Genomic DNA, 21,827 nt, shown 5'->3' on the forward strand with positions numbered 1-21,827 from the left:
ATCAGGCGATGGCGGTGCCGTCGACGAGCGGGCTGGGAGGTTGAGCGGGCGGCGTTGGCCACAGCTTCCCGAAGGTTGCGGTGGATCTTGTAACAGCCGGCGTCTCGCCACCGAGATCTCCCGCATGGCCGGGACGAAAATCCAAGCAGCGGAGCACACCGTCGGCGACATCTTCACCGACGACTACCACTTCACGATCCCTCTTTATCAGCGCCCATACGCGTGGACGACCGACCAGGCGGGGGAGATGTTCGACGATCTTCTCGCCGCTTCTCGTGCCAAGGACTCGCTCACCGAAGCCGATCCCTACTTCCTCGGCAGCATCGTGCTGGTCAAGGCGGAAAAGCAAGCGTTGGCCGAGGTGGTCGACGGGCAGCAGCGTCTCACCACTCTCACGGTGTTGCTGAGTGTTCTCCGCGACTGTGTCTCGCCTCCCTACGCCGCATCACTGGAGAGCCGGATCTTCCAGAAGGGAGACCCGATCAAGCAGACCGCGGATCAACCTCGTCTCAGTCTTCGTGACCAGGACCAGGGGTTCTTCGAGAAGTACGTTCAGGAGCGAGAAGGAAACGCTCTGCTCGCGTCCTTGGTGGACGTGCGACCCGACAGCCGGGCACGCTTGGTCGAAAACGCGCTCCAGCTCAAGGCTCGGTTGAGCGAGCTGGAGATGGTGGAGCGCGAGCGGCTGGTCTCGTTCATCGACCAGCACACGTACTTGGTCGTGGTGTCGACTGCCGATTTCGAGTCGGCCTACCGCATCTTCTCAGTGCTCAACGAGCGCGGCTTGGATCTCACGCACACGGACATCCTTAAGGCGGAGATCATCGGCCGCATCGCGGAAGTCGACCAGGACGCCTACACCACTAAGTGGGCCCATGAGGAGGACGATCTCGGTCGCAACGACTTCGGCGATCTCTTCTCCCACATCCGCATGGTGTACGCGAAGACGAAGGCTCGTGAGTCGATTTTGAAGGAGTTCCGCGCGTCGGTCCTGCAGCGTGTACCGGATGGCAAGAAGTTCATCGACGACGTGCTGGTTCCGTACTCGGACGCCTTCGAGGCGGTCACGCGCGCGAGCTACGCCGGAGGACCCGATGCGGACGCGATCAACAGGCTGCTGGGCTGGCTGAAACAGCTGGACAACACCGACTGGATCCCTCCGGCCATCAGCTACTTCAGTCGCCCGACCGCCGATTCCGCAGAACTTCTTCGCTTCCTGATCGACCTCGAAAGACTCGCGGCGAGCATGCTCGTCCGCCGGGTGGACATCACTCGCCGGATCGAGCGTTACGGACGCGTCCTGGACTGGATGGAGAAGGAACGCGACCTCTACGCGGACGAGTCCCCGCTCCAGTTGTCCAATGACGAACGAGCGGCGACCGTCGAGAGGCTCAACGCCGAGATCTACACAGTCACACGGATTCGTCAGTACGTGTTGCTACGCCTCGATTCTGCGCTATCGGACGGCGGGAAGAGCTACGAACACTCCCCGCTGATCAGCGTGGAACACGTTTTACCCCAATCGCCCGCAGCAGACAGCACATGGACTACGGAGTTCACTCCGCGGGAGCGGTTGTATTGGGTTCACCGCCTGGCGAACCTCGTCCTGCTGTCGAGGCGGAAGAATTCCCAAGCCGGCAACCTCGAGTTCGAAGTGAAGAAGACCAAGTACTTCGAGAAGACGAGTTGGCCGCCGTTCGTCCTGACCGGACAGGTACTCGATAGTCCCGAGTGGACTCCCGCTGTCCTCGAGAGGCGTCAGGAGGTCCTGTTGACGGTCCTCGGCGAGCTCTGGCGGCTGGCCCCCGGTAGTCCCACGGCTTCCTAAGCGGTGGCGGTGCCGTCGACGACCTTGTTGCGGCCCGCGTCCTTGGCCCGGTACAGGGCCTTGTCCGCGGCCTGCAGCAGGCGCTCGACGGCCGTGCCGCCGTCGGGGTAGGTCGCTACGCCGATCGACGCCGACAGCGTGCCGATGAGGCGGACGTGGCTGCCGTCCTCGTACTCGACTTCGAGGGCCGCGATCGCCGCGCGGATGCGCTCGGCCACCGCGAGCACCGCCGCCGGGCCGATGTCCGGGAGCAGGACGACGAACTCCTCGCCGCCGAAGCGGCCGACCGAGTCGTAGTCGCGGACGGCGTTCTTGATCGTCGTCGCGACCGACCGCAGCACCGCGTCGCCCGCCAGGTGCCCGTGCTCGTCGTTGATCAGCTTGAAGTGGTCCAGGTCGATCATCAGCACGCCGAAGCTGCTCTGCTTGCTGCGCTGCGCCCGGGCCAGCTCGCGCGAAGCGAGCAGGTGCCAGCCGGTCGTGTTGAACAGGCCCGTCTTCTCGTCGGTGGTCGCGGCGATTTCGAGCTGCTTGATCAGCACCGCCCGGTGCAGCACCAGCAGCGGCGGCACGATCGCGATCGCCAGCGCGGGCAGCGTCGCCAGCGTCAACGCCGTGAGCAGGCCGAGGCAGAGCGTCGCGACCTCGAGGAGGTTGTCGCCGAGGCCGCCGAAGAACGCCTTCACCGAGCGCTTGGTGATCGTCAGCGCCGGGACGATCGTGATCGCGGCGAACACGAAGTACGTCACCGCGGCCAGCGTGATCGCCGTGACGCCGCGCCAGCCCGACGTCAGCGCCGCGTACATATTTGGCACGCCGAGCCGGTTCAGCGCGAACTCGGCCGAGTAGCAGGTGATGACGACCAGCGTCGCGTTCAGCGCCGTCCGGAACGGCGGGACGCGCTTCATCCGCGTGAGGCTGCGCGTCGCCAGGTGCACGTACAGGACGACGACCAGGGCGGCGCCGAGCGCGGGCGGCAGGAGCAGGACGCCGGCGAACGTCCAGACCGACGTCAGGTTGATGTGCGGGGTGTCGGACACCAGCCGCCGGACGCGCTCGATCTGCCGGCCCATCTCGGCCTGCAGCACGCCGAGGACGCCGAGGATCGCGAAGACGACCAGATCCCAGAGCCGTACGGGCACGCTCACGGCGGTCCAGACGGTGGCGACGACGGCCACCGACTCGACCAGGAAGACGTAGAGGATCAGCGACCCGCGTTGCCGCCAGAGGGTCCATTGGGCCGGATGGAGCACACCTCGATCACGGCCTGCGCGGGGCTGGGCCGGATGGGCGCCGTCCATACTCAAGGCGGTGCAACTCCCGTGGGTGATCCGACGATCAGCGTCCACCCCATCACACCGGGCGGCCGCGATCGATGGGTGCCACACGATCGGACCAGTGAAGGGAGGCCGCCCTCATGCGCAACCGCGAATCCTGACCCTCCGCCCGTAGTCCGTGCCGCGCGAGAGGAGAGCCGTCGTGCGCAACCGCGAGTCCTGAAACCCGTGCCTGTCCGTCACCGCGCAGGAAAGGAGAGCCGCTGTGCGTAACCGCGAGTCCTGAGTCCCGTGTCTGTTCGTCACCGCGCCGGAAGGGAGAGCTGTCGTGCGCAACCGCGAGTCCTGAACCCCGCTGTCGTCCGTCACGGCGATCGAAGGGAGAGCCGCTGTGCGCAACCGCGAGTCCTGACGCCGAGCCCGCCGTCCGTCCCGCCCGAGAGGAGAGCCGTCGTGCGCAACCGCGAGTCCTGAATCCCGTCCGCACACCGTCCATCCCGGCACGAAAGGGGAACGTCACCATGCGCAACCGTGAATCCTGAAACGACGCGGGCCCGGGTGGGGCCGCTCAGGCGGTGGCGCCGCCGTCGACCACCAGGTCGTGGCCGACCGTGAACCCGGCCTCGGCCGAAGCCAGCCACAGCACCGCTGCGGCCACTTCGGCGGTGGCACCCACCCGGCCCAGCGGAATCGCGGCCTTGAGCCGCACGGCGCGGCCGGCGTCCGTCTCGCCGGGCCGCAGCGACATCCCGGTGTCGGTCGGCCCCGGGCTGACGGCGTTGATGCGGACGCCGTCGGCGATGTGGTCGCGCGCCGCGGTGCGGGTCAGCACGCTCACCGCGGCCTTCGACGCGGCGTAGGCCGCCATGCCCGGGATCCGGCCGTGCGAGCCGATGTTCGACGCCATGTTGACGATCGCGCCGCCGCCGTGCGCCCGCATGTGCGCGATCTCGTGCTTCATGCAGAGCCAGGTGCCGGTGAGGTTGGTGCCGATGACGGCGTCGAAGACGTCTTCACGCAGGTCCCCGGCCGCCGCGGGGGCGCCGAGGACGCCGGCGTTGTTGAACGCGACGTCCAGGCCGCCGTGGCGCGCGACGACCGTCTCGACCATGCGCGCGACGTCCGCGGAGTCGGTGACGTCCGCGACGACCGCGCTCGCCGGGCCGCCGATTTCCTCGACCGCCGAGGCGAGCCGCTGCTCGTCGCGCCCCGCGACGACCACCGTCGCGCCTTCTTCGGCGAACGCCTTGGCCGTCGCCCGTCCGATGCCCGAACTGCCGCCCGTCACCAAGACGATCTTGCCCGCGAACCGTGCCCCCATGCCTGCCTTCTTTCTGGTCTGATCATTCTCGAATGAGGATGCGCATCGCCTGCGAGACGGCCGCGTTCAGCCGGCCCGCCGCGTCCGTGCCCTTGCCCAGGACCCGCAGGCCCTGGAGGACGGTGAGCAGGAACCGGGCGAGGGTTGCCGGGTCGCTGCCCTCGGGTAGCTCGCCCTGCGCCTTCGCTCGTTCCAGTGCCATGGTGAGCGCGACCTCGAGGGTGTCCCAGCTGCGTTCCACCAGTCGCGCGACCGCCGGGTCACGGGGGAGGAGCTCGATGGCCGCGTTGACGACGAAACAGCCGATGGGCCCGGCTTCGCCCGCGATGTCGGCGACGTAGCTCTTCAGCAGTCCGCGCACCGCGTCCACTCCGGAACCGGGCTGCGACAGGCTGGCCACGACCTGCGCGTCCGTCCGTTCCGCATAGCGCTTCAAGGCGGCGACGTACAATTCGTGCTTCGTGCCGAAAGTCGCGTACAGGCTCGCCTTCGCGACGCCGAGGTGTGCGACGAGATCACTGACCGACGTCGCTTCGTAGCCCTGACGCCGGAAGAGCGCGAGCGCGGCGTCGCAGGCTTCGTCGACGTCGAACTCCTTGACCCGGGACATGATCAAAACCCTAGCGCTTTCGAGAACGAGCGGTCAAATATGCGAGCGGCGGTGTGTCGTGTCCGGTGACGCCGAGTGCGGTGGCACTATGGCTGCTCGGACCGGCCTGAGGGGGTGCGTGATGCAGGACTCGCCGCGGTTGACGCTGCCGCCGACGGTCGTCGCCTCCCACCTCCGGTCGTGTGCCGAGGACCTCGCCGCGGGCCTGCGCTGCGGCGGCCCGGGCGCCACCACGACCGAGCTCATCGACGTCGTCGCCCAGCTGGTCGCCGGCCAGGAGGCCATCTCCCACGCGCTCGCCGGGCTCGCCCGCCGCGTCGAGACCGGTTCGGACGCGCTCGCCGCGGCCCCGCCGCTGGACGTCGAGGTGGTCACCGAGGTGCTGCGCGAGGCGGCCATCGCGGCCCGCTGCGCGGCCGAGGCGCTCGACGAGGTCACGCCGTCGTTCGAATGCGTGAGCGAATCCGTCGCGCCCGACACCCGTTTGTAGCTGTCTTCCCGCAAGCCCGCCCGCCTAGCCTGGAGCAGCGGAGGTGACTCGCATGCGCGCGGTGTGGACGGGCACGATCGGGTTCGGCAGTTACGCCATTCCGGTGAAGGCGTACAGCGCGACCGAGGAGCACGAGATCCCGCTGCACCAGGTGCACGGCGCCGACGGCGGCCGCGTCCGGGTGAAGCGGGTCTGCGAGGTCGACGGCGAAGAGGTGCCGCCCGAGGAGATGGTCCGCGGCTACCCGGTCCCCGGCGGTGACGTCGTGCTGCTGTCGGACCACGAACTCGCGTCGCTGCCGATGCCCGGCCGCACGATCGACATCCGCGGCTTCGCGCAGCAGGCCGACGTCGACCCGATCTGGTTCGCGAAGACCTACTTCCTCGAGCCCGAGCCGGCCGGGACGAAGCCGTACGTGCTGTTCAGCGAGGCCCTGCAGCAGTCCGGCCGGATCGCGCTGGTCACCGTCGCGCTGCGCCGGCGTGAGGTGCTCGGCGCGCTGCGGGTGCGCGACCAGGTGCTCCTCCTGGAGACGATGCTGTGGCCCAATGAGCTCAGGGCCCCGGACTTCCCGTTCCGCCACGCCGACGTCGACATCCGCCCCGGCGAGCTGCGCCGCGCGGTGACCCTCGTCGAGGAGCTGACCGGCGAGTTCGACCCGGGCCGCTACCCCGACCGTTACCGCGAGGCCCTCGACGCGTTGATCCGGTCGAAGATCGACGGCGCAGAGGTCGTCCAGCCGACGGCGGCCGAGCAGTCCGAGGGCGTCACGCGGCTGCTGGCGGCGCTGCAGGAGAGCGCGGCCGAAGCCGAGGACGCGCGCAACGCGGCCGTCACGAAGGCCAAGGCTGCCGCGGCTCGCGCGGCGAAGGCGCGTACGACGGCGAAGCGTGCCGCGTCGCGCAGCCGCTCGAAGACGTCCTGAGTAGTACTACCCACGGGTAATTGAGGGTTCTCCCACTGCTGGTGGCCGCCGGGGCGCGGCAGACTTCGTCGTGCCAGCGGATGCCGGAACCGCTGGTGAGGGGGTCAGGACGGCCCCTGGGGAGGTGTGCCGTCCAGACACCGGGGTTCCGGGGCGGGCCGACGGAGGAGCGGTCCGTTCCCGGAACCCGCGTCACGCCGCGGGGAGGCGGGGTGATCGAGGGGAGTCTTGATGGCTGCCGCGGAGGAGCGAGGGTCTCCGCGGCAGCCTTCAGGCGTCCGCCACCCGCGTCAGCAGCTCCGACGCGAGCTTCAGCAATTGCCGCTCGGTCGGCGACAGCGTCGACTCCAAAGCCGTCGCCAGCCAGCGTTCCCGCTGGACGCTGTACTCCCGCAGCACCGCCAGCCCGGCCGGGGTGATGCGGATCAGCGACCGGCGGCCGTCGTCGGGGTCGGGGGTGCGCGTCACCAGTTCGCGTCCGGTCACCCAGGCGAGGATGCGGGTCAGCGACTGCGGCTGCAGCCGTTCCGCCGCGGCCAGCTCCGACGGCGTGTGCGTGCCCGCCCGGTAGAGCCGGCTCAGCACCGCCAAAACCGCCGGGCCCGGGCCGCTCGGGTCGGATTCGGCGCGCATCCGCCAGTTCAGCCGCCCGACGCCTTCGCGCACCTGCCGCGCGAGTTCGGCCAGCTCGGGGTCCGCGCTGACCGGCGAAGCGACGTCGGAATCGGGCTGCATGGGCCTCACATTAGGCGGTTCTGCGCACCAGCCGGGCATAACGCCCGTCGAGCGCCAGCAGCTCTTCGTGCGTCCCGCGTTCGACGATCCGGCCTTCGTGCAGCACGACGATCTGGTCCGCGTGCTCCACTGTGGACAGCCGGTGCGCGATCGTCAGCGTCGTGCGCCCCGCGGCGAGGCGGTCCAGCTCGGCCTGCACCGACCGCTCCGTGCGGTTGTCGAGCGCGCTGGTCGCCTCGTCGAGGATCAGCACCGGCGGGTTGCGCAGCAGGATCCGCGCGATCGCCATCCGCTGCTTCTCGCCGCCGGAGAAGCGGTAGCCGCGCTGCCCGACGACCGTGTCGTAGCCCTCGGGCAGCCCGGCGAGCGTGTCGTGGATGTGCGCGGCCTTCGCGGCCGCCTCGATCTCGTCGTCGGTCGCGTCCGGCTTCGCGAAGCGCAGGTTTTCCCGCACGGTGTCGTGGAACAGGTAGGTCTCCTGCGACACCATCCCGACGCCCGCGGCGAGCGAGGCCAGGGTGACGTCGCGGACGTCGGTGCCGTCGATCTCCACCGAACCGGACGTCACCTCGTAGAGCCGCGCCACGAGGTACGCGAGCGTCGTCTTGCCCGAGCCGGTCGAGCCGACGAGCGCCGTGGTCGTCCCCGCCGGGACGTCGAGGTCGATGTCCTCGAGCGTGAGCGGTCCGCTCTCGTCGTAGCGGAAGGAGACACCGCGCATCGAGACGTCGCCGCGGCGCACGGAAAGCGGGCCCGCGTCCGGCTTGTCGCTGATCTCCACCCGCAGGTCGAGCACCTCGAAGATCCGGCCGAAGAGGGCCTTCGACGTCGCCACGTTCTGCCCGATCGTCTGCATCGCGCTGGCCGGGGTGACCAGTCGGTTGAGCATGCTGGTGAACGCCACGACCGTGCCCAGCGAGATCGGTGACGCGCCGTTCGCGAGCGCCAGCCCGGCGATCCAGTAGACCAGGGCCGGGATCACCGTCAGGCTCATCGCCCGGGACGCGATCTGCCAGCGTCCGGCCAGCGCGGCGGCCCGCTCCAGCGACGCGATCTCCCGCGACTCGGCGCCGAAGCGCTCCCGCATCTCCCGCTCGTTGCCCATCGTCTTCGCGAGCAGCACGCCGGTGACCGAGAGGGACTCCTCGACCATCGTGGTCAGCCGCGCCATCCGCCGGGTCCGGCCGCGGGCCAGCGTCCGCCGCCGCTTGCCCAGCCGCAGCGTGAACAGCAGGAACAGCGGGACGACGATCAGCGACAGCAGGGCGAGCTGCCAGTCGAGCACGATCAGCGCCACCGTGATGGCGATCGTCGTCGTGGCGTTCTGCACCACGGACCCGGCGGTCGTGGTGATGACGTTGTCGACGCCGCCGATGTCGTTGAAGACCCGCGAGAGCACTTCGCCGCTCTTCGTCCGGGTGAAGAAGCCGAGCGACATCCGCTGCAGGTGGCCGTAGACCGACACGCGCAGCTCGTTCATCACGCGCTGGCCGATGGTGTTGGACAGCCCGGTGGTCGCGACGCCGAGCGAGCCGCTGCCGACCGCGCAGACGATCATCCCCGCCGCCAGGGCGCTGATCAGCAGCGTGTCCCGGTGCGGGAGGGCGTCGTCGAGGATCTCGCGCAAGAGGAACGGCGAGACGACACCGAGTCCGGCCTGCAGGACGATCAGCGCGAACAGCGCGGCGAGGGGGCCGCGGTGCGGGCGGAACAGACCGGCGATCCGCCGCAGCGGGACCGGTTCGTCGGTGTCGGACGTCGGTTCGGCGAGCGACGGACGGGCTCTGGTCGCGGAGGTCATACGCATATGTTTACTGAATCTGGTCGGGCTCACCAGTGAATTTCGGAAGTTAAAGCCGAATTTAAGAAGTTCTCGCGCGCAAGTTGGTACACCTATGTGTACTAACTGCGTGCGCGACTTTCGCGTACCCGCGAGGCCGGGAAGCCGCAGCGACTACCCTGGAGAGGCCGGCCCGGTCCGGCGCGCCACTCTCGACCCAGCTGGAGCGTGCACACCCGTGTTCGACACCCTGTCCGATCGGCTCACCGCCGCCCTTCAGACGCTCACGCGCAAGGGCCGGCTGTCCGACGCCGACATCGACGCCACCGCGCGCGAGATCCGCATCGCGCTGCTGGAGGCCGACGTCGCCCTCGGCGTGGTCAAGACCTTCATCGCGAAGATCAAGGAACGGGCGAAGGGCGCCGAGGTCTCCCAGGCGCTCAACCCCGCGCAGCAGGTCGTCAAGATCGTCAACGAGGAGCTCGTCGGGATCCTCGGCGGCGAGACCCGGCGGCTCAACCTGGCGAAGACCCCGCCCACGGTGATCATGCTCGCCGGCCTCCAGGGCGCCGGTAAGACGACGCTGGCCGGCAAGCTCGCGCTGTGGCTGAAGAAGCAGGGCCACGCGCCGCTGCTCGTCGCCTGTGACCTCCAGCGCCCCAACGCCGTCACCCAGCTGCAGGTGGTCGGCGAGCGCGCCGGCGTCACGACCTTCGCGCCCGAGCCCGGCAACGGCGTCGGCGACCCGGTCGACGTCGCCCGCCGCGCCATCGCCGAGGCGAAGCACGCGCAGTACGACGTCGTCGTCGTCGACACCGCGGGCCGCCTCGGCGTCGACGAGGAGCTGATGAAGCAGGCCGCGGACATCCGCGACGCCGTGCAGCCGGACGAGACCCTGTTCGTCGTCGACGCGATGATCGGCCAGGACGCCGTCACCACGGCCGAGGCCTTCCGCGACGGAGTCGGCTTCTCCGGCGTCGTGCTCACCAAGCTCGACGGTGACGCCCGCGGTGGTGCCGCGCTGTCCGTCCGCGAGGTCACCGGCCAGCCGATCCTCTTCGCCTCCAACGGCGAGAAGCTCGAGGACTTCGACACCTTCCACCCGGACCGGATGGCGTCGCGGATCCTCGGCATGGGCGACATGCTGACCCTGATCGAGCAGGCCGAGCAGGCTTTCGACCATGACCAGGCCGAGAAGGCCGCCGCGAAGCTCTCCAGCGGCCAGCTGACGCTGGAGGACTTCCTCGAGCAGATGCTCGCGGTCCGCAAGATGGGCCCGATCGGCAACCTGCTGGGCATGCTGCCCGGCGCCGGCCAGATGAAGGACCAGCTCGCCCAGGTCGACGACAAGCACCTGGACAAGCTGCAGGCGATCATCCGCGGCATGACCCCGGCCGAGCGCGACGACCCGAAGATGATCAACGGCTCGCGCCGGCTGCGCATCGCCAACGGCTCCGGCGTCTCCGTCCGCGAGGTCAACGACCTGGTCAACCGGTTCTTCGAGGCCCGCAAGATGATGGCCCAGATGGCCGGCCGGTTCGGCTTCGGCGGCGGGGGCGGCGGCTCCAAGTCACGCAAGGGCAAGAAGGGCAAGAAGGGTCGCGGCCCGACGCAGCCCAAGGTCCGCGGCGGCTTCCCCGGCGGCATGCCGATGCTGCCTCCGGGTGGTCAGATGCCCGGTGGGATGCCCGACCTGTCCAAGCTCGGCGGCCTGAACGACGCCCCCGGCTTCGACCCGTCGAAGTTCAAGCTGCCGAAGAACCCCAAGGACAATTGAGCACCGCGCTCCACGCCGCCGGGGTGATCCTGCCCGGCGGCGAGTCCGGGGAACTCTGGATCACCGGCGGTCGGATCTCGTTCGAGCCGGTGCCCGGCGCCGAGACGCTGGGCCGTGACGTCTTCCTGCTGCCCGGGCTGGTCGACGCGCACTGCCACCCCGGCATCGGCGTCCACGGGCCCGTCTCGCTCGACGAGGCGGCCGAGCAGGCGCTCACCGACCGCGACGCGGGCACGCTGCTGATCCGCGACTGCGGCCTGCCGATCGACGTCCGGCCGCTGCAGCGGCGCGCCGACCTGCCGACGATCATCCGCGCCGGGCAGCACCTCGCCCTGACCAAGCGCTACATCCCGGGTCTCGGCATCGAGCTGGACGACCCGTCGCAGCTGCCCGCCGCCGTCGCCGAGCAGGCGAAGGACGGCGACGGCTGGGTCAAGCTGGTGGGGGACTGGATCGACCGCGGCGAGGGCGACCTCGCGCCGCTGTGGCCGGACGACGTCCTGGCCGAAGCCGTGAAGGTCGCGCACGACCACGGCGCCCGCGTCACCGCGCACGTGTTCGGCGAAGCCGCGCTGCCCGGGCTGATCGCGGCCGGCATCGACTGCCTGGAGCACGGCACCGGCCTGAGCGCCGGCCAGCTCGCGGAGCTGGCGGCTGGCGACGTCGCGCTGGTGCCCACCCTGATCAACATCGAGAACTTCCCGGGCATCGCGGACAAGGCGGGCAAGTACCCGGCGTACGCGGCCCACATGCGCGCCCTGCACGCCGGTGTCGGCGAGATGGTCGCCACGGCGATCGAAGCGGGGGTGCGCGTCTTCGCCGGGAGCGACGCCGGCGGCCTCGTCGAGCACGGCCGGCTCGTCGACGAGATCGAAGCCCTCCACCGCGCGGGGATGACTCGCGAGCAGGCCCTCGCGAGCGGGTCCTGGGCCGCCCGCGACTGGCTCGGTCACCCCGGCATCACCGACGGCGCGCCCGCCGACCTGCTCGTCTACCCGAGCGACCCGCGTGACGACCTCGGCGTCCTGCGGCATCCGGCGCACATCGTGCTCGGCGGCGTCGTCTACGGGTAGACCCCCGCTGTTTTCCTTGCGGGACCGGCACTTTAGCGTTGGGCGCGTGACGGACGACGACGGCGCACGGCGCGTACTGGGGGCGCACTGGTGTTTCGTGGCGTTCTTCGCCGGGATCGCCGGCTACTACCTGATCAACCTCGCCATCGCCGCGGGGGTCAACCGCAACGTCGGCGGATTCGACCCGCTCGAGCTGCGTGACATCGGCCCGCTCCTGCTGCTGGCCTTCGTGCCCAACCTGCTGCTCGGTCTCGGCCCGGCCGTCGGCTCCTGGCTCTGGGGCCACGGGCTGCGCACCGACTTCGGGCTCACGCCGACCTGGCGCGACGTCCGGATCGGCCTCGCCTGCGGCGCGCTCGCACTGGTCGTCGGCTACCTGCTCAACCTGGTGCTGATCGCGGTCTACGGCGCCGACGACGTCTCCGACAGCCCGCTCACCGACCTCGCCGACACCTTCGACGGCGACACGGTCTGGCTCGTGCTGGCCGCGGTGATCGTCATCGCCGGCGCGCCGCTCACCGAGGAGCTGCTGGTCCGCGGCACGCTCTGGAAGGCGTTGTCGTTCCACCGGATCCCTTCCTGGGCGGTGCTCGTGCTCACCGCGCTCGTGTTCGCCCAGCTGCACGGCGAGCCGACCCGCACGATCGCGCTGTTCGGCCAGGGCATCGCGATCGGACTGGCCCGGCACCTGTCCGGCCGGGTGAGCGCCGGGGTGATCGCGCACGCGGCCAACAACCTGCCGCCCGCCGTGCTCCTGTTCGTCGCGCACTGAGGGCTTGCGAAGATCGTGGACAGTAGTTGGACGGATACTGTGCGATCACATTCCGGCCGCTAGGCTCGGGGCAGGAGCCGAGCGACCGCGGAGGGCAGGCGTGACCACTTCCCAGCCTCGGGAACCCCTTCCGGACGCGCTGCCGCCCCCCGAAGACCCGCCGGAGCCCGCCGCCGCGGCGTTCCTGGAGCCTGCGCCCACTCACCGCTGGGGCTTCGGGGCGTTCCTGCTCGTCGAGGTCGTGCTGCTCGCGTCGGCCGCGTTCGTGTCCGTGCTGGTCGGGGACACCGGCCCCGGTCCGCTGCCGATCCGCGTCGTGCTGCTGGGCACCATGCTGCCGACGATGATCGCGGCCGGCGTCGCGGTGCTGGTCACCTACGTGCGCGGCAACGGGCCCTTCGCCGACCTGCGATTGCAGTGGCGCTGGTCGGACGTGCGGGTCGGGTTCAAGTACGGCTGCATCGGCCTCGTTTTCACGACCGTCGCCGCGTACCTCTGGACCCAGCTGGTCGGCGACGCCAACGCGACGTCCGCGATCAGCGCGCTCGTCGAGGATCGCCGGATGTCGGTGTCGGCGGCGGTCGTGATGTTCGTCTACCTCTGGCTGCTCGGCCCGATCTGCGAAGAGATCATCTACCGCGGCCTGCTCTGGGGCGCCGCCGAGCGGCTGCAGTGGCGCAGCGAGCGCTGGGGCCGCTTCGCCGCGTTCCTGCTGTGCACGGCGGTGTTCGCGGCCAGTCACCTCGAGCCGTTGCGGACCACGTTGCTGCTGGTCATCGCGGTGCCGATCGGGCTGGCGCGGCTCGTCACCGGTCGGCTGCCGGCGAGCATCGTCGCGCACCAGGTGAACAACTTCCTGCCGGCGCTCACCATCCTGCTCGGCGCACTCGGGGTCGCCTCTTTCTGAAGCCGCTTCGAGGGGCTTCTTCCAGGGCCGCTTTCACGGGCCTCGGACCCCATCTGGCAGAATGGTGCACTGCCTGCTTCCGCCGGACCCTCTCACCGCGCGAAAGCTGTGACCTTCGGGTGCCCGCGTCCGTGTCCCCACTCGGACCGCGTGCGCCCACCCCAGCACCAGAGAGATTTGAGGAGTACCCACACCCGTGGCCGTCAAGATCAAGCTGCAGCGCCTCGGCAAGATCCGTGCGCCGTACTACCGCATCATCGTCGCCGACGCGCGCACCCGCCGGGATGGCAAGGCCATCGAGACGATCGGCAAGTACCACCCGAAGGAGGAGCCGAGCCTCATCGAGGTCGTCTCCGAGCGCGCCCAGTACTGGCTGGGTGTCGGCGCGCTGCCGACCGAGCCGGTCCAGCGTCTCCTCGAGATCACCGGTGACTGGCAGAAGTTCAAGGGCCTGCCGGGCGCCGAGGGCACCCTGAAGGTGGCCGAGCCGAAGCCGTCCAAGCAGGACCTGTTCAACGCGGCCCTGGCCGCGGCCGGCGAGGAGCCCACCACCGAGGCCACCACGCCGAAGAAGAAGTCCGCCCCCAAGAAGGCCGAGGCCGAGAAGGCCGAAGCCACCGAGGGTGAGAAGGCCGAGTGAGCTTTCTGGCTGATTCCCTCGAGCACCTGGTGCGCGGGATCGTCGACAACCCGGACGAGGTCCGGGTCGAGCTGCTGACCACACGTCGTGGCCGCACGCTCGAGGTGCACGTGCACCCCGACGACCTCGGCAAGGTGATCGGCCGGGGCGGACGCACCGCGACCGCCTTGCGCACCGTCATGGGCGGCATCGGTGGCCGCGGCGTCCGCGTGGACGTCGTCGACACCGACCGCTGATCCGGGCACGGAGAACGGTCGGATGGACGTCGTAGCAGGCCGCATCGCCAAGGCGCACGGAATCCGCGGGGAACTCGCGGTGGACGTGCGCACGGATTCGCCGGAAGAGCGGTTCAAGGTCGGTGCGGCCGTCACGACGAAGCTGCGCGACGGCAGCAAAAGGGAACTCACCATCGCAGCCGCCCGCGAACACAGCGGGCGGCTGCTGGTGCGTTTCGAGGAGGTCCTGACCCGCGACGTCGCCGAGACGCTGCGGGGCGCGCTCCTGCTCGTCGACACCGACGCGCTGCCGCCCACCGGCGACCCCGACGAGTTCTACGACCACGAGCTGGCCGGCCTGCGGGCCGAGCTGCTCGACGGCACGCCCGTCGGCACGGTCGTCGAGGTCGTCCACTCGCCCGCGGGCGAGCTGCTGGAACTGGACGTCGACGGCCGCGAGGTGCTGGTGCCGTTCGTCCTGGCGATCGTCCCGACCGTGGACATCGCCGGCGGCCGGGTCGTGCTCGACCCGCCGGAAGGGCTGCTGGACGCCTGAGATGCGGATCGACGTCGTCACGATCTTCCCCGAATACCTCGACCCGCTGCGCGCCGCGCTGCTGGGCCGGGCCATCGACCGCGGCCTCATCGAGGTCGGCGTGCACGACCTGCGCGAATGGACCCACGACGTCCACCGCGCGGTCGACGACGCGCCGTACGGCGGCGGCCCCGGCATGGTCATGAAGCCGCAGATCTGGGGTCCGGCGCTGGACGACGTCTGCCGTCCGGAGACCCGGCTGGTCGTGCCGACGCCGGCCGGCCGGCCGTTCACCCAGGAGCTCGCGCACGCGTACGCCGAGGAGAATCACCTGGTCTTCGCGTGCGGCCGCTACGAGGGCATCGACCAGCGCGTCGTCGACGACGCTGCCCGCCGGATGCCGGTCGACGAGGTGTCGATCGGCGACTACGTCCTGGTCGGCGGCGAAGCGGCGGTGCTCGTCATGGTCGAGGCCGTCGTCCGGCTGCTGCCCGGGGTGCTCGGCAACGTCCGCTCGGCCGCCGAGGACTCGTTCTCCGACGGCCTGCTCGAAGGGCCCAGCTACACCCGGCCCGAGGTGTGGCGGGAGCTGGCCGTGCCCGACGTGCTGCGGTCCGGGAACCACGCCCTGATCGACCGCTGGCGGCGTGACCAGGCCCTGGAGCGCACCGCCCGCCGCCGCCCCGATCTTCTCGCCGCGCTGCCGGAAGGCAGCCTCGGCAAGCACGATCGCGGGGTCCTTGAGGGCTTGGATCCCGAGCAGGCGTAGGCCGGTTGTCCGACTCGTGGCCGCGTCTGTAATACTTGACAGGTTGGCGTGAGTGGACCTGCTCGTCCACCAGCTCGCCTCAGCCCCCTGGGTCGCCCGCAGCTTGGCAGTTGCGCGCCCGGGGATGTGTACGCAAGCCATACGAAGACGAGGACGGACCACCGATGAACACCCTGGACGCGCTGGACAAGCAGTCGCTGCGTTCCGACATCCCGGCCTTCCGCCCGGGCGACACGCTCAAGGTGCACGTCCGCGTCATCGAGGGCAACCGTGAGCGCAACCAGGTCTTCCAGGGCGTCGTGATCCGCCGTCAGGGCGCGGGCATCCGGGAGACCTTCACCGTTCGCAAGGTCTCCTTCGGTGTCGGCGTCGAGCGCACCTTCCCGGTGCACTCGCCGAACGTGGCCGAGGTCGAGGTCCACAAGCGCGGCGACGTGCGGCGCGCGAAGCTGTACTACCTGCGCGACCTGCGCGGCAAGAAGGCCAAGATCAAGGAGCGCCGCGAGAACCGCGAGACGGCCTCGGCTAACTGAGTCACAACCCGGTTACCGGTAGCCTGACGACGTGGTCGAACCCGTGTCCCAGAACGCTTCTCAGGATGACCCCGATCGCTCCGAGGAGGAACAGCCCCGGCTGTCCCGTTCCGAGGAGCGCGGGGGCGCCCGCCGCAGGCGAGCCAAGCCCGCCAAGAAACGGTCGTTCTGGAAGGAACTGCCGATCCTGCTCGTGATCGCCCTGGTGCTCACGATCCTGATCCAGACATTCCTGGCGAAGGTCTTCATGATCCCCTCGGGATCGATGGAGGCCACTCTCCACGGGTGCCCCGGATGCACCGGTGACCGGATCCTCGTCGACCGGGTCACCTACGACTTCACCGAGCCCGGTCCGGGCGACGTGGTCGTGTTCAAGGGCCCGCAGGCGTGGATCAACAACGAGATCCCGCCGCAGGAGTCGAGCAACATCGTGGTCCGCGGTCTCCGCGGCCTCGGCTCGCTGGTCGGGTTCGCCCCGCCGGACGAGCGCGACTTCGTCAAGCGGGTGATCGCGGTCGGCGGCCAGACCGTCCAGTGCTGCGACCCGCAGGGCCGCGTGATCGTGGACGGCAAGGCGCTCGACGAGCCGTACGTCCACTGGGAAGACCCGTCCAACCAGAACGAGAAGACCTTCGAGCCCGTCAAGGTTCCGGCGGGCATGGTCTGGGTCATGGGCGACAACCGCAACAACTCCGACGACTCGCGGTTCCAGGGCGGCGGCGGCGTGAACGGCGCGGTCCCGGTGGACAACATCATCGGCAAGGCGCGGATCATCGTCCTGCCGCCGGGCCGGTGGGGCGGTATCACCGACCACAACCCGCAGGAATCGGCCCAGCCGGTGGCGCTCGGCGCGCCGGCGTGGCAGAGCGGTCTCCCGCTCGGCGCCGGGGTCGCGGCGGCTTGGCCGGCGTTGTTCCTCGGGCGCAAGCTCAAGTCCGGACTGCGCCGGACGGCCGGGCGGAAAAGCTAGCCACCCGGACCGTGCCGGCAGACGGGTGATGCAGCCTTGACACTTCCCGTTCCCCTCACCGCGGCCGAGCCGATCCGGCCGCCGCGGGCCGTGGTGCGCGGCGACCTCTTCTGGGGTCTGCAGGGCGCACTCGACCGCCGTGGCCTCGGCCCGGTCGCCGGTGTGGACGAAGCCGGAGCCGGAGCGTGCGCGGGGCCCCTGGTGGTCGCGGCCTGCGTGCTCAAACAGGGCGACGCGGCGAAGCTCACCGAGCTGACGGACTCCAAACTGATGACGGCCAAGGCGCGGGACCGGGTCTACGACCTGGTCCTCGCCCGGGCCGTCGACTACTCGGTGATCGTCATCCCGACCGCCGAGGTCGACCTCTACGGCATCCGGGTGATGAACCTCGAAGGCATGCGCCGCGCCGCGGCGGCGTTGCGCGTGTCGCCGGGCTACATCCTCACCGACGGGTTCCGCGTCCCGGGCCTCACCGCGCCGAACGCCGCGGTGATCAAAGGCGACCGGACGGTGGCCTGCATCGCGGCCGCGTCGGTGCTGGCGAAGGTGACCCGGGACCGCATCATGGCCGGGCACCACGACGACCTGCCGCACTACGGTTTCGATGTGCACAAGGGTTACAGCACGTCCGACCACCTGGCGGCGCTGCGCGAACACGGGCCCAGCGACGTCCACCGGTGGTCGTACACGAACGTCGCCACGGCGGCGATCGCGCACGGGATGCGTCCCGAGCGCCCGGTCGTCCTGACCTACGCGGCCTTGGAGAAAGCCATGGAAAAGGACGCCGGCGCGCGCCTGGCCGCCGTCCTCGACGAAGCTTTGGACCCGCAACTCAGCCTGCCGTTGCATGCCCCGAGCGCCGGCGTAGGTCACAATGAACGCTCCGCCGGCGGAGCAGGAGCACGATCCCGAGGAGGGGCGCGGATTTCATGAGCGCAGAGGATCTCGAGAAGTACGAGACCGAGATGGAGCTCTCGCTGTACCGCGAGTACCGCGACATCGTCGGCCAGTTTTCGTACGTGGTGGAGACCGAGCGGCGGTTCTACCTGGCCAACGCGGTGGACGTCCAGGTCCGCGACGGCGGCGGCGAGGTGTACTTCGAGGTCCGCATGTCCGACGCGTGGGTCTGGGACATGTACCGCCCCGCCAGGTTCGTCAAGCACGTGCGAGTGATCACCTTCAAGGACGTCAACGTCGAGGAGCTCGACAAGCCGGACCTCCGGCTTCCCGAGGACGGCCCGTTCTCGGGCTGAACGTCCCGTCGTAACCGGCGAAACCGCGCTACCAGGCGCGGTTTCGCCGGTTTTGTCGTCTCCGGGTCTGGTCGTTGTCGGGTGAGTCGGTGCCCTTAGCACGCCGCACCGACATTTCCGGCCCGAGCTGTCTCCGGACGGCGCGGTTGTCCACATCCCCCCGGTTGTCCACAACCCGGCGATCCGGGGCTGGTCTCCCGCCAAGCACCCTGGCAACGTCGATCACGCACGCACCGTGATCACCGGGACCTCCTCGGTGACCGTCGCGGCGCGGCGAGGGGGGCGAAACACGATGACGGGCACCGATCAGCTCGCGAGACACCGCCGCGAGTTCGGCACCTGGGGCGAGGACCTGGCCGCCCGGCACCTGCAGGACCGCGGCCTGGTCCTGCTCGCCCGCAACTGGCGCTGCCGGGAGGGCGAGCTCGACCTCGTCCTCACCGACCGCACCCGGGTCGTCTTCTGCGAAGTCAAGACCCGCTCCGGAACCGAGTTCGGCCTGCCTTCGGAGACCGTCACCGAGGAGAAGGCCGGCCGGGTCCGCCGCGCGGCGCAACGCTGGCTGCGCGAGTTCCGCATCGGCTGGTGTCCCGTCCGCTACGACGTCATCACGATCCTCGCCGAAGCCGGTACCCGCCCGCGCCTGCGGCATCTCGAGGCGGCGTTCTGATGCCGATCGCCAAGTCCTGGTCGGTCGCCCTGCTGGGCATCGACGGCCGTGTCATCGAGATCGAGGCCGACCTCGGCGGCGGCCTGAGCCGCGTCACCCTCGTCGGGCTGCCGGACGCCGGTCTGCGCGAGGCGAAGGACCGCGTCCGCTCCGCCGTGCGCAACTCCGGGCAGCCCTGGCCCGACGGCAAGGTGACGCTCGGCCTGTCCCCGGCGAACCTGCCCAAGGTCGGCTCGGCCTACGACCTCGGGATCGCGGTGGCCGTGCTCGCGGCCACGGGCGCCGTCCCGGCGACGCGCTTGCTCGGCACCGTCCTGCTGGGCGAACTCGCCCTGGACGGCCGGGTCCGCGCGATCCGCGGCGTTCTCCCGGGCCTGCTGGCGGCCCGTGCGGCCGGCTACGAGCGAGCCGTCGTCCCGGCGGATTCCCTCGTCGAAGCGGCCCTGGTCGACGGCATCGAGGTCGCGGGCGCGACCCACCTGCGTGACCTGGTGGGCTGGCTGAAGGGCGAAACCGTCCTGGTCTCCCCGGAACCACCCGCCCCGGCGGCGCCACCGCAGGTCCCGGACCTCGCCGACGTCGTCGGCCAGCCGGAGGCGCGGTGGGCCCTGGAGGTCGCCGCGGCGGGCGGGCACCACCTCCTGCTCACCGGGCCGCCGGGCGTGGGCAAGACGATGCTGGCGAAGCGGCTGCCCGGCCTGCTTCCGCCGTTGTCGCCCGACGAGTCGCTGGAAGTCACCGCGGTCCATTCGGTCGACGGTTCGCTGTCGAAGTCCTCGCCGCTGGTCACGGTGCCGCCGTTCGTCGCGCCCCACCACTCGATCACGGTGGCGGCCATGATCGGCGGCGGCAGCGGGCTCGCGTCGCCCGGCGCGATCAGCCGCGCCCACCGCGGTGTGCTGTTCCTCGACGAGGTCTGCGAGTTCGGCGGCCAGCGCCTGGAATCCCTGCGGACGGTCCTGGAGGAGGGCGAAGTCCGCATCGCCCGCGTCAAGGGCTCGATCACCTACCCCGCGCGGTTCCAGCTGGTGCTGGCGTCGAACCCGTGCGCGTGCGCGCCGCCGAAGGACGCGGACTGCGTCTGTTCTCCGACGGCCCGCCGCCGCTACCTCGGCCGCCTGTCGGGCCCGTTGCTGGATCGGGTGGACCTCCGGGTCGCCTTGCGCCCGCTGAGCGCGATCAGCGCGCACGACACGGGCACGGCGGAGTCCTCGGAAACGGTCCGCGCCCGAGTACTGGAAGCCCGCGCCCGCGCGGCCCACCGCTGGCACGACCACGGCTGGCGGGCGAACTCGGAGGTCCCCGGGCCGGCTTTGCGGCGCGAGTTCGCCCTGCCGCCGGAGTCGACGGTCCTCCTGGACCGGGCCATGGACCGGGGAATCCTGAGCGGCCGGGGCGCGGACCGCTGCCTCCGCATCGCCTGGACCCTGGCCGACCTGGACGCCGAGCCCCGCCCCGGCCCCGAACAAGTCGGCGCGGCCTTGGCCTTCCGAGAGCGGGTCGCGGCGTGAGCACTCATGAACGCGCGCCCGCCGGACGTCTGCCCGGTGAGCCCCAGCCCGGCGCCGAACCGGCCGGCTCCGCGGCCACGCCCGGTGAAGGCCCTGACAAACTGCGCCGAGCCCGCGCCTACCTGCTGCGGGTCGCCGAGCCACCGGCGCCCGCGGTGGTGGCCTTCGTCGCCCACCACGGGCCGGTGGAGGCCGCCGCTCGCGTGCGGCGGGGTGACTGTCCGCCCCAGGTGCTGAAGGCCACCGAAGCACGGCGGTCGTACGACCTCGTCGACCAGGACTTCGAGCGGGCCGCGGCCGCCGGGGCCCGGCTGGTCGTGCCCGAGGACGACGAATGGCCGGCCTGGCCACTGCTCTCCCTCGATCTCGCCGCCCAGCGAGGTGTCACGGATGCCGTGCCACCACTGGCTCTCTGGGTCACCGGGGACATCCCGCTCGGCACCGCGGCCGATCGTGCCGTGGCCGTGGTCGGCGCGCGGGCCGCGACCAATTACGGCAAGCACTACGCCGCCGAGCTGTGCCACGGGCTCGCCACGCGCGGGGTGCCGGTCTTTTCCGGGGCGGCCTACGGCATCGACGGCGTGGCCCACCACGCCACGCTCGCCGCGGCCGGGGTCACCGTCGCGGTGCTGGGCTGCTCTCTCGACGCCGGCTATCCCGCGGGGCACGTCGCGCTGCTCGACCGCATCGCCCGCAGTGGCGGCGCGGTGGTCAGCGAGTACCCGCCCGGCACCCCGCCGGCGCGGCACCGGTTCCTGGTCCGCAACCGGCTCATCGCCGCCCTCACCGAAGGAACCCTGGTGGTCGAAGCCGGACGGCGCAGCGGCGCCCGCAACACCGCGAGCACCGCCGGGGCACTGGGCAAGGTGGTGATGGCCTTGCCGGGGCCGATCTCGTCGGCCATGTCGGTCGGCTGCCACGAGCTGATCCGGGACGCCCGGGCCACGCTGGTCACGACGGTCGACGAAATCCTCGAGACCGTGGGGCGCTTCGGTGTCGTGGAAGCCGGTGTCGCGGCCCGGCCGAAGCGCCGCACCGACCGGCTGGGCCCGGACGCCCTGCGCGCGTACGAGGCGCTCGCCGTGCGCGCGGACCGGTCAGACACCGAGATCGCGGCCGAGTCCGGTGTTCCGCTGCGGACCGTGCGGGCCTTGCTGCCGGAACTGGAGATCGACGGATTCGCCGTCCGCGGCGAGGCGGGCTGGCGACGGCGGAGGGAAAGCGCGTGAGCACCAC

At 70.6% G+C, this 21,827-nt stretch carries 23 protein-coding genes; 18 read left to right on the forward strand and 5 right to left on the reverse strand.

The annotated features are described in order from the left end of the window. Window positions 1-124 precede the first annotated feature (124 nt). A complete protein-coding gene (locus OHS18_RS41015; RefSeq protein WP_328614416.1) occupies window positions 125-1,828 on the forward strand; it encodes a DUF262 domain-containing protein in 1,704 nt (567 codons plus the stop codon). Here the strand turns inward: OHS18_RS41015 and OHS18_RS41020 are convergent. The 3 genes from OHS18_RS41020 to OHS18_RS41030 form a co-directional block, all read right to left on the reverse strand. After that, on the reverse strand, window positions 1,825-3,129 hold the full coding sequence (locus OHS18_RS41020; RefSeq protein ID WP_328614417.1) for a GGDEF domain-containing protein: 1,305 nt from the start codon (window positions 3,127-3,129) through the stop codon (window positions 1,825-1,827). The two genes, OHS18_RS41015 and OHS18_RS41020, sit on opposite strands and share 4 nt — an antisense overlap. A gap of 544 nt (window positions 3,130-3,673) precedes the next feature. After that, the gene (locus tag OHS18_RS41025) at window positions 3,674-4,426 is read right to left on the reverse strand and encodes an SDR family oxidoreductase (RefSeq protein WP_328614418.1); all 753 of its coding nucleotides are present in this window, start codon (window positions 4,424-4,426) and stop codon (window positions 3,674-3,676) included. Window positions 4,427-4,448: 22 nt separating this feature from the next. After that, window positions 4,449-5,036 (reverse strand): TetR/AcrR family transcriptional regulator, encoded by a 588-nt coding sequence (locus tag OHS18_RS41030; protein WP_328614419.1) that lies wholly within the window; start codon window positions 5,034-5,036, stop codon window positions 4,449-4,451. A 121-nt stretch (window positions 5,037-5,157) separates the two neighbouring features. Here OHS18_RS41030 and OHS18_RS41035 point away from each other — a divergent pair, with 121 nt between their 5' ends. Both OHS18_RS41035 and ku read left to right on the forward strand, forming a co-directional pair. Next, a complete protein-coding gene (locus OHS18_RS41035) occupies window positions 5,158-5,526 on the forward strand; it encodes a hypothetical protein (protein ID WP_328459034.1) in 369 nt (122 codons plus the stop codon). Between the two features lie 52 nt (window positions 5,527-5,578). Next, window positions 5,579-6,451: a non-homologous end joining protein Ku gene (gene ku, locus OHS18_RS41040; RefSeq protein WP_328443241.1), complete on the forward strand. Its 873-nt coding sequence runs from the start codon at window positions 5,579-5,581 to the stop codon at window positions 6,449-6,451. A gap of 270 nt (window positions 6,452-6,721) precedes the next feature. On the opposite strand, the gene OHS18_RS41045 is transcribed toward ku, so the two are convergent. Together OHS18_RS41045 and OHS18_RS41050 are read right to left on the reverse strand one after the other, a co-directional pair. Further along, window positions 6,722-7,186 carry a MarR family winged helix-turn-helix transcriptional regulator gene (locus OHS18_RS41045; RefSeq protein ID WP_328614420.1) on the reverse strand — a complete coding sequence of 155 codons (465 nt, stop codon included), beginning with the start codon at window positions 7,184-7,186 and terminating at the stop codon, window positions 6,722-6,724. 10 nt (window positions 7,187-7,196) lie between these two features. Further along, window positions 7,197-8,987 (reverse strand): ABC transporter ATP-binding protein, encoded by a 1,791-nt coding sequence (locus tag OHS18_RS41050; protein ID WP_328614421.1) that lies wholly within the window; start codon window positions 8,985-8,987, stop codon window positions 7,197-7,199. Between the two features lie 217 nt (window positions 8,988-9,204). Between OHS18_RS41050 and ffh the strand changes: the two genes are divergently transcribed. The 15 genes from ffh to dprA all read left to right on the forward strand — a co-directional run bounded on the left by ffh (window position 9,205) and on the right by dprA (window position 21,820). After that, window positions 9,205-10,743, forward strand: coding sequence for a signal recognition particle protein (gene ffh / locus OHS18_RS41055; RefSeq protein WP_328614422.1), 1,539 nt, complete (start codon window positions 9,205-9,207; stop codon window positions 10,741-10,743). Further along, window positions 10,740-11,816, forward strand: coding sequence for an amidohydrolase family protein (locus tag OHS18_RS41060; protein ID WP_328443237.1), 1,077 nt, complete (start codon window positions 10,740-10,742; stop codon window positions 11,814-11,816). The genes ffh and OHS18_RS41060 overlap by 4 nt, the downstream gene beginning before the upstream one ends. A gap of 46 nt (window positions 11,817-11,862) precedes the next feature. Beyond that, window positions 11,863-12,588, forward strand: coding sequence for a CPBP family intramembrane glutamic endopeptidase (locus tag OHS18_RS41065; protein ID WP_328443236.1), 726 nt, complete (start codon window positions 11,863-11,865; stop codon window positions 12,586-12,588). Window positions 12,589-12,688: 100 nt separating this feature from the next. Further along, a complete protein-coding gene (locus tag OHS18_RS41070; RefSeq protein WP_328443235.1) occupies window positions 12,689-13,495 on the forward strand; it encodes a CPBP family intramembrane glutamic endopeptidase in 807 nt (268 codons plus the stop codon). 196 nt (window positions 13,496-13,691) lie between these two features. Continuing rightward, window positions 13,692-14,135, forward strand: a complete 444-nt coding sequence (gene rpsP / locus OHS18_RS41075) for a 30S ribosomal protein S16 (RefSeq protein WP_247062372.1) — start codon at window positions 13,692-13,694, stop codon at window positions 14,133-14,135. Further along, window positions 14,132-14,371 (forward strand): RNA-binding protein, encoded by a 240-nt coding sequence (locus OHS18_RS41080; protein WP_003103110.1) that lies wholly within the window; start codon window positions 14,132-14,134, stop codon window positions 14,369-14,371. The genes rpsP and OHS18_RS41080 overlap by 4 nt, the downstream gene beginning before the upstream one ends. Window positions 14,372-14,393: 22 nt before the next feature. Further along, entirely contained in the window at window positions 14,394-14,906 is a 513-nt protein-coding gene (gene rimM / locus OHS18_RS41085) for a ribosome maturation factor RimM (protein ID WP_328443234.1), read from the forward strand. A gap of 1 nt (window position 14,907) precedes the next feature. Beyond that, window positions 14,908-15,654, forward strand: coding sequence for a tRNA (guanosine(37)-N1)-methyltransferase TrmD (trmD, locus tag OHS18_RS41090; protein WP_328614423.1), 747 nt, complete (start codon window positions 14,908-14,910; stop codon window positions 15,652-15,654). Window positions 15,655-15,818: 164 nt separating this feature from the next. Further along, on the forward strand, window positions 15,819-16,187 hold the full coding sequence (gene rplS, locus OHS18_RS41095; protein ID WP_328443232.1) for a 50S ribosomal protein L19: 369 nt from the start codon (window positions 15,819-15,821) through the stop codon (window positions 16,185-16,187). Window positions 16,188-16,218: 31 nt separating this feature from the next. Further along, the gene (gene lepB, locus OHS18_RS41100) at window positions 16,219-17,157 is read left to right on the forward strand and encodes a signal peptidase I (protein ID WP_328443231.1); all 939 of its coding nucleotides are present in this window, start codon (window positions 16,219-16,221) and stop codon (window positions 17,155-17,157) included. Between the two features lie 90 nt (window positions 17,158-17,247). Further along, window positions 17,248-18,090, forward strand: a complete 843-nt coding sequence (locus OHS18_RS41105; RefSeq protein WP_328459033.1) for a ribonuclease HII — start codon at window positions 17,248-17,250, stop codon at window positions 18,088-18,090. Continuing rightward, window positions 18,087-18,410: a DUF2469 domain-containing protein gene (locus tag OHS18_RS41110; protein ID WP_003096226.1), complete on the forward strand. Its 324-nt coding sequence runs from the start codon at window positions 18,087-18,089 to the stop codon at window positions 18,408-18,410. The genes OHS18_RS41105 and OHS18_RS41110 overlap by 4 nt, the downstream gene beginning before the upstream one ends. Before the next feature lie 292 nt (window positions 18,411-18,702). Further along, window positions 18,703-19,080: a YraN family protein gene (locus OHS18_RS41115; protein WP_328614424.1), complete on the forward strand. Its 378-nt coding sequence runs from the start codon at window positions 18,703-18,705 to the stop codon at window positions 19,078-19,080. Further along, entirely contained in the window at window positions 19,080-20,591 is a 1,512-nt protein-coding gene (locus OHS18_RS41120; RefSeq protein ID WP_328614425.1) for a YifB family Mg chelatase-like AAA ATPase, read from the forward strand. The genes OHS18_RS41115 and OHS18_RS41120 overlap by 1 nt, the downstream gene beginning before the upstream one ends. Window positions 20,592-20,692: 101 nt before the next feature. Next, window positions 20,693-21,820, forward strand: coding sequence for a DNA-processing protein DprA (gene dprA / locus OHS18_RS41125; RefSeq protein WP_328618668.1), 1,128 nt, complete (start codon window positions 20,693-20,695; stop codon window positions 21,818-21,820). The last annotated feature ends 7 nt before the right edge of the window (window positions 21,821-21,827 follow it).

The organism is Amycolatopsis sp. NBC_00355, assembly GCF_036104975.1.
GTDB lineage: Bacteria > Actinomycetota > Actinomycetes > Mycobacteriales > Pseudonocardiaceae > Amycolatopsis.

Coding starts and splice junctions, on each gene's coding strand:
- OHS18_RS41015 (WP_328614416.1), top strand. CDS start 125: ATGGCCGGGACGAAAATCCAAGCAGCGGAGCACACCGTCGGCGACATC.
- OHS18_RS41020 (WP_328614417.1), bottom strand. CDS start 3,129: ATGGACGGCGCCCATCCGGCCCAGCCCCGCGCAGGCCGTGATCGAGGT.
- OHS18_RS41025 (WP_328614418.1), bottom strand. CDS start 4,426: ATGGGGGCACGGTTCGCGGGCAAGATCGTCTTGGTGACGGGCGGCAGT.
- OHS18_RS41030 (WP_328614419.1), bottom strand. CDS start 5,036: ATGTCCCGGGTCAAGGAGTTCGACGTCGACGAAGCCTGCGACGCCGCG.
- OHS18_RS41035 (WP_328459034.1), top strand. CDS start 5,158: ATGCAGGACTCGCCGCGGTTGACGCTGCCGCCGACGGTCGTCGCCTCC.
- ku (WP_328443241.1), top strand. CDS start 5,579: ATGCGCGCGGTGTGGACGGGCACGATCGGGTTCGGCAGTTACGCCATT.
- OHS18_RS41045 (WP_328614420.1), bottom strand. CDS start 7,186: ATGCAGCCCGATTCCGACGTCGCTTCGCCGGTCAGCGCGGACCCCGAG.
- OHS18_RS41050 (WP_328614421.1), bottom strand. CDS start 8,987: ATGACCTCCGCGACCAGAGCCCGTCCGTCGCTCGCCGAACCGACGTCC.
- rimM (WP_328443234.1), top strand. CDS start 14,394: ATGGACGTCGTAGCAGGCCGCATCGCCAAGGCGCACGGAATCCGCGGG.
- trmD (WP_328614423.1), top strand. CDS start 14,908: ATGCGGATCGACGTCGTCACGATCTTCCCCGAATACCTCGACCCGCTG.
- rplS (WP_328443232.1), top strand. CDS start 15,819: ATGAACACCCTGGACGCGCTGGACAAGCAGTCGCTGCGTTCCGACATC.
- OHS18_RS41110 (WP_003096226.1), top strand. CDS start 18,087: ATGAGCGCAGAGGATCTCGAGAAGTACGAGACCGAGATGGAGCTCTCG.
- OHS18_RS41115 (WP_328614424.1), top strand. CDS start 18,703: ATGACGGGCACCGATCAGCTCGCGAGACACCGCCGCGAGTTCGGCACC.
- OHS18_RS41120 (WP_328614425.1), top strand. CDS start 19,080: ATGCCGATCGCCAAGTCCTGGTCGGTCGCCCTGCTGGGCATCGACGGC.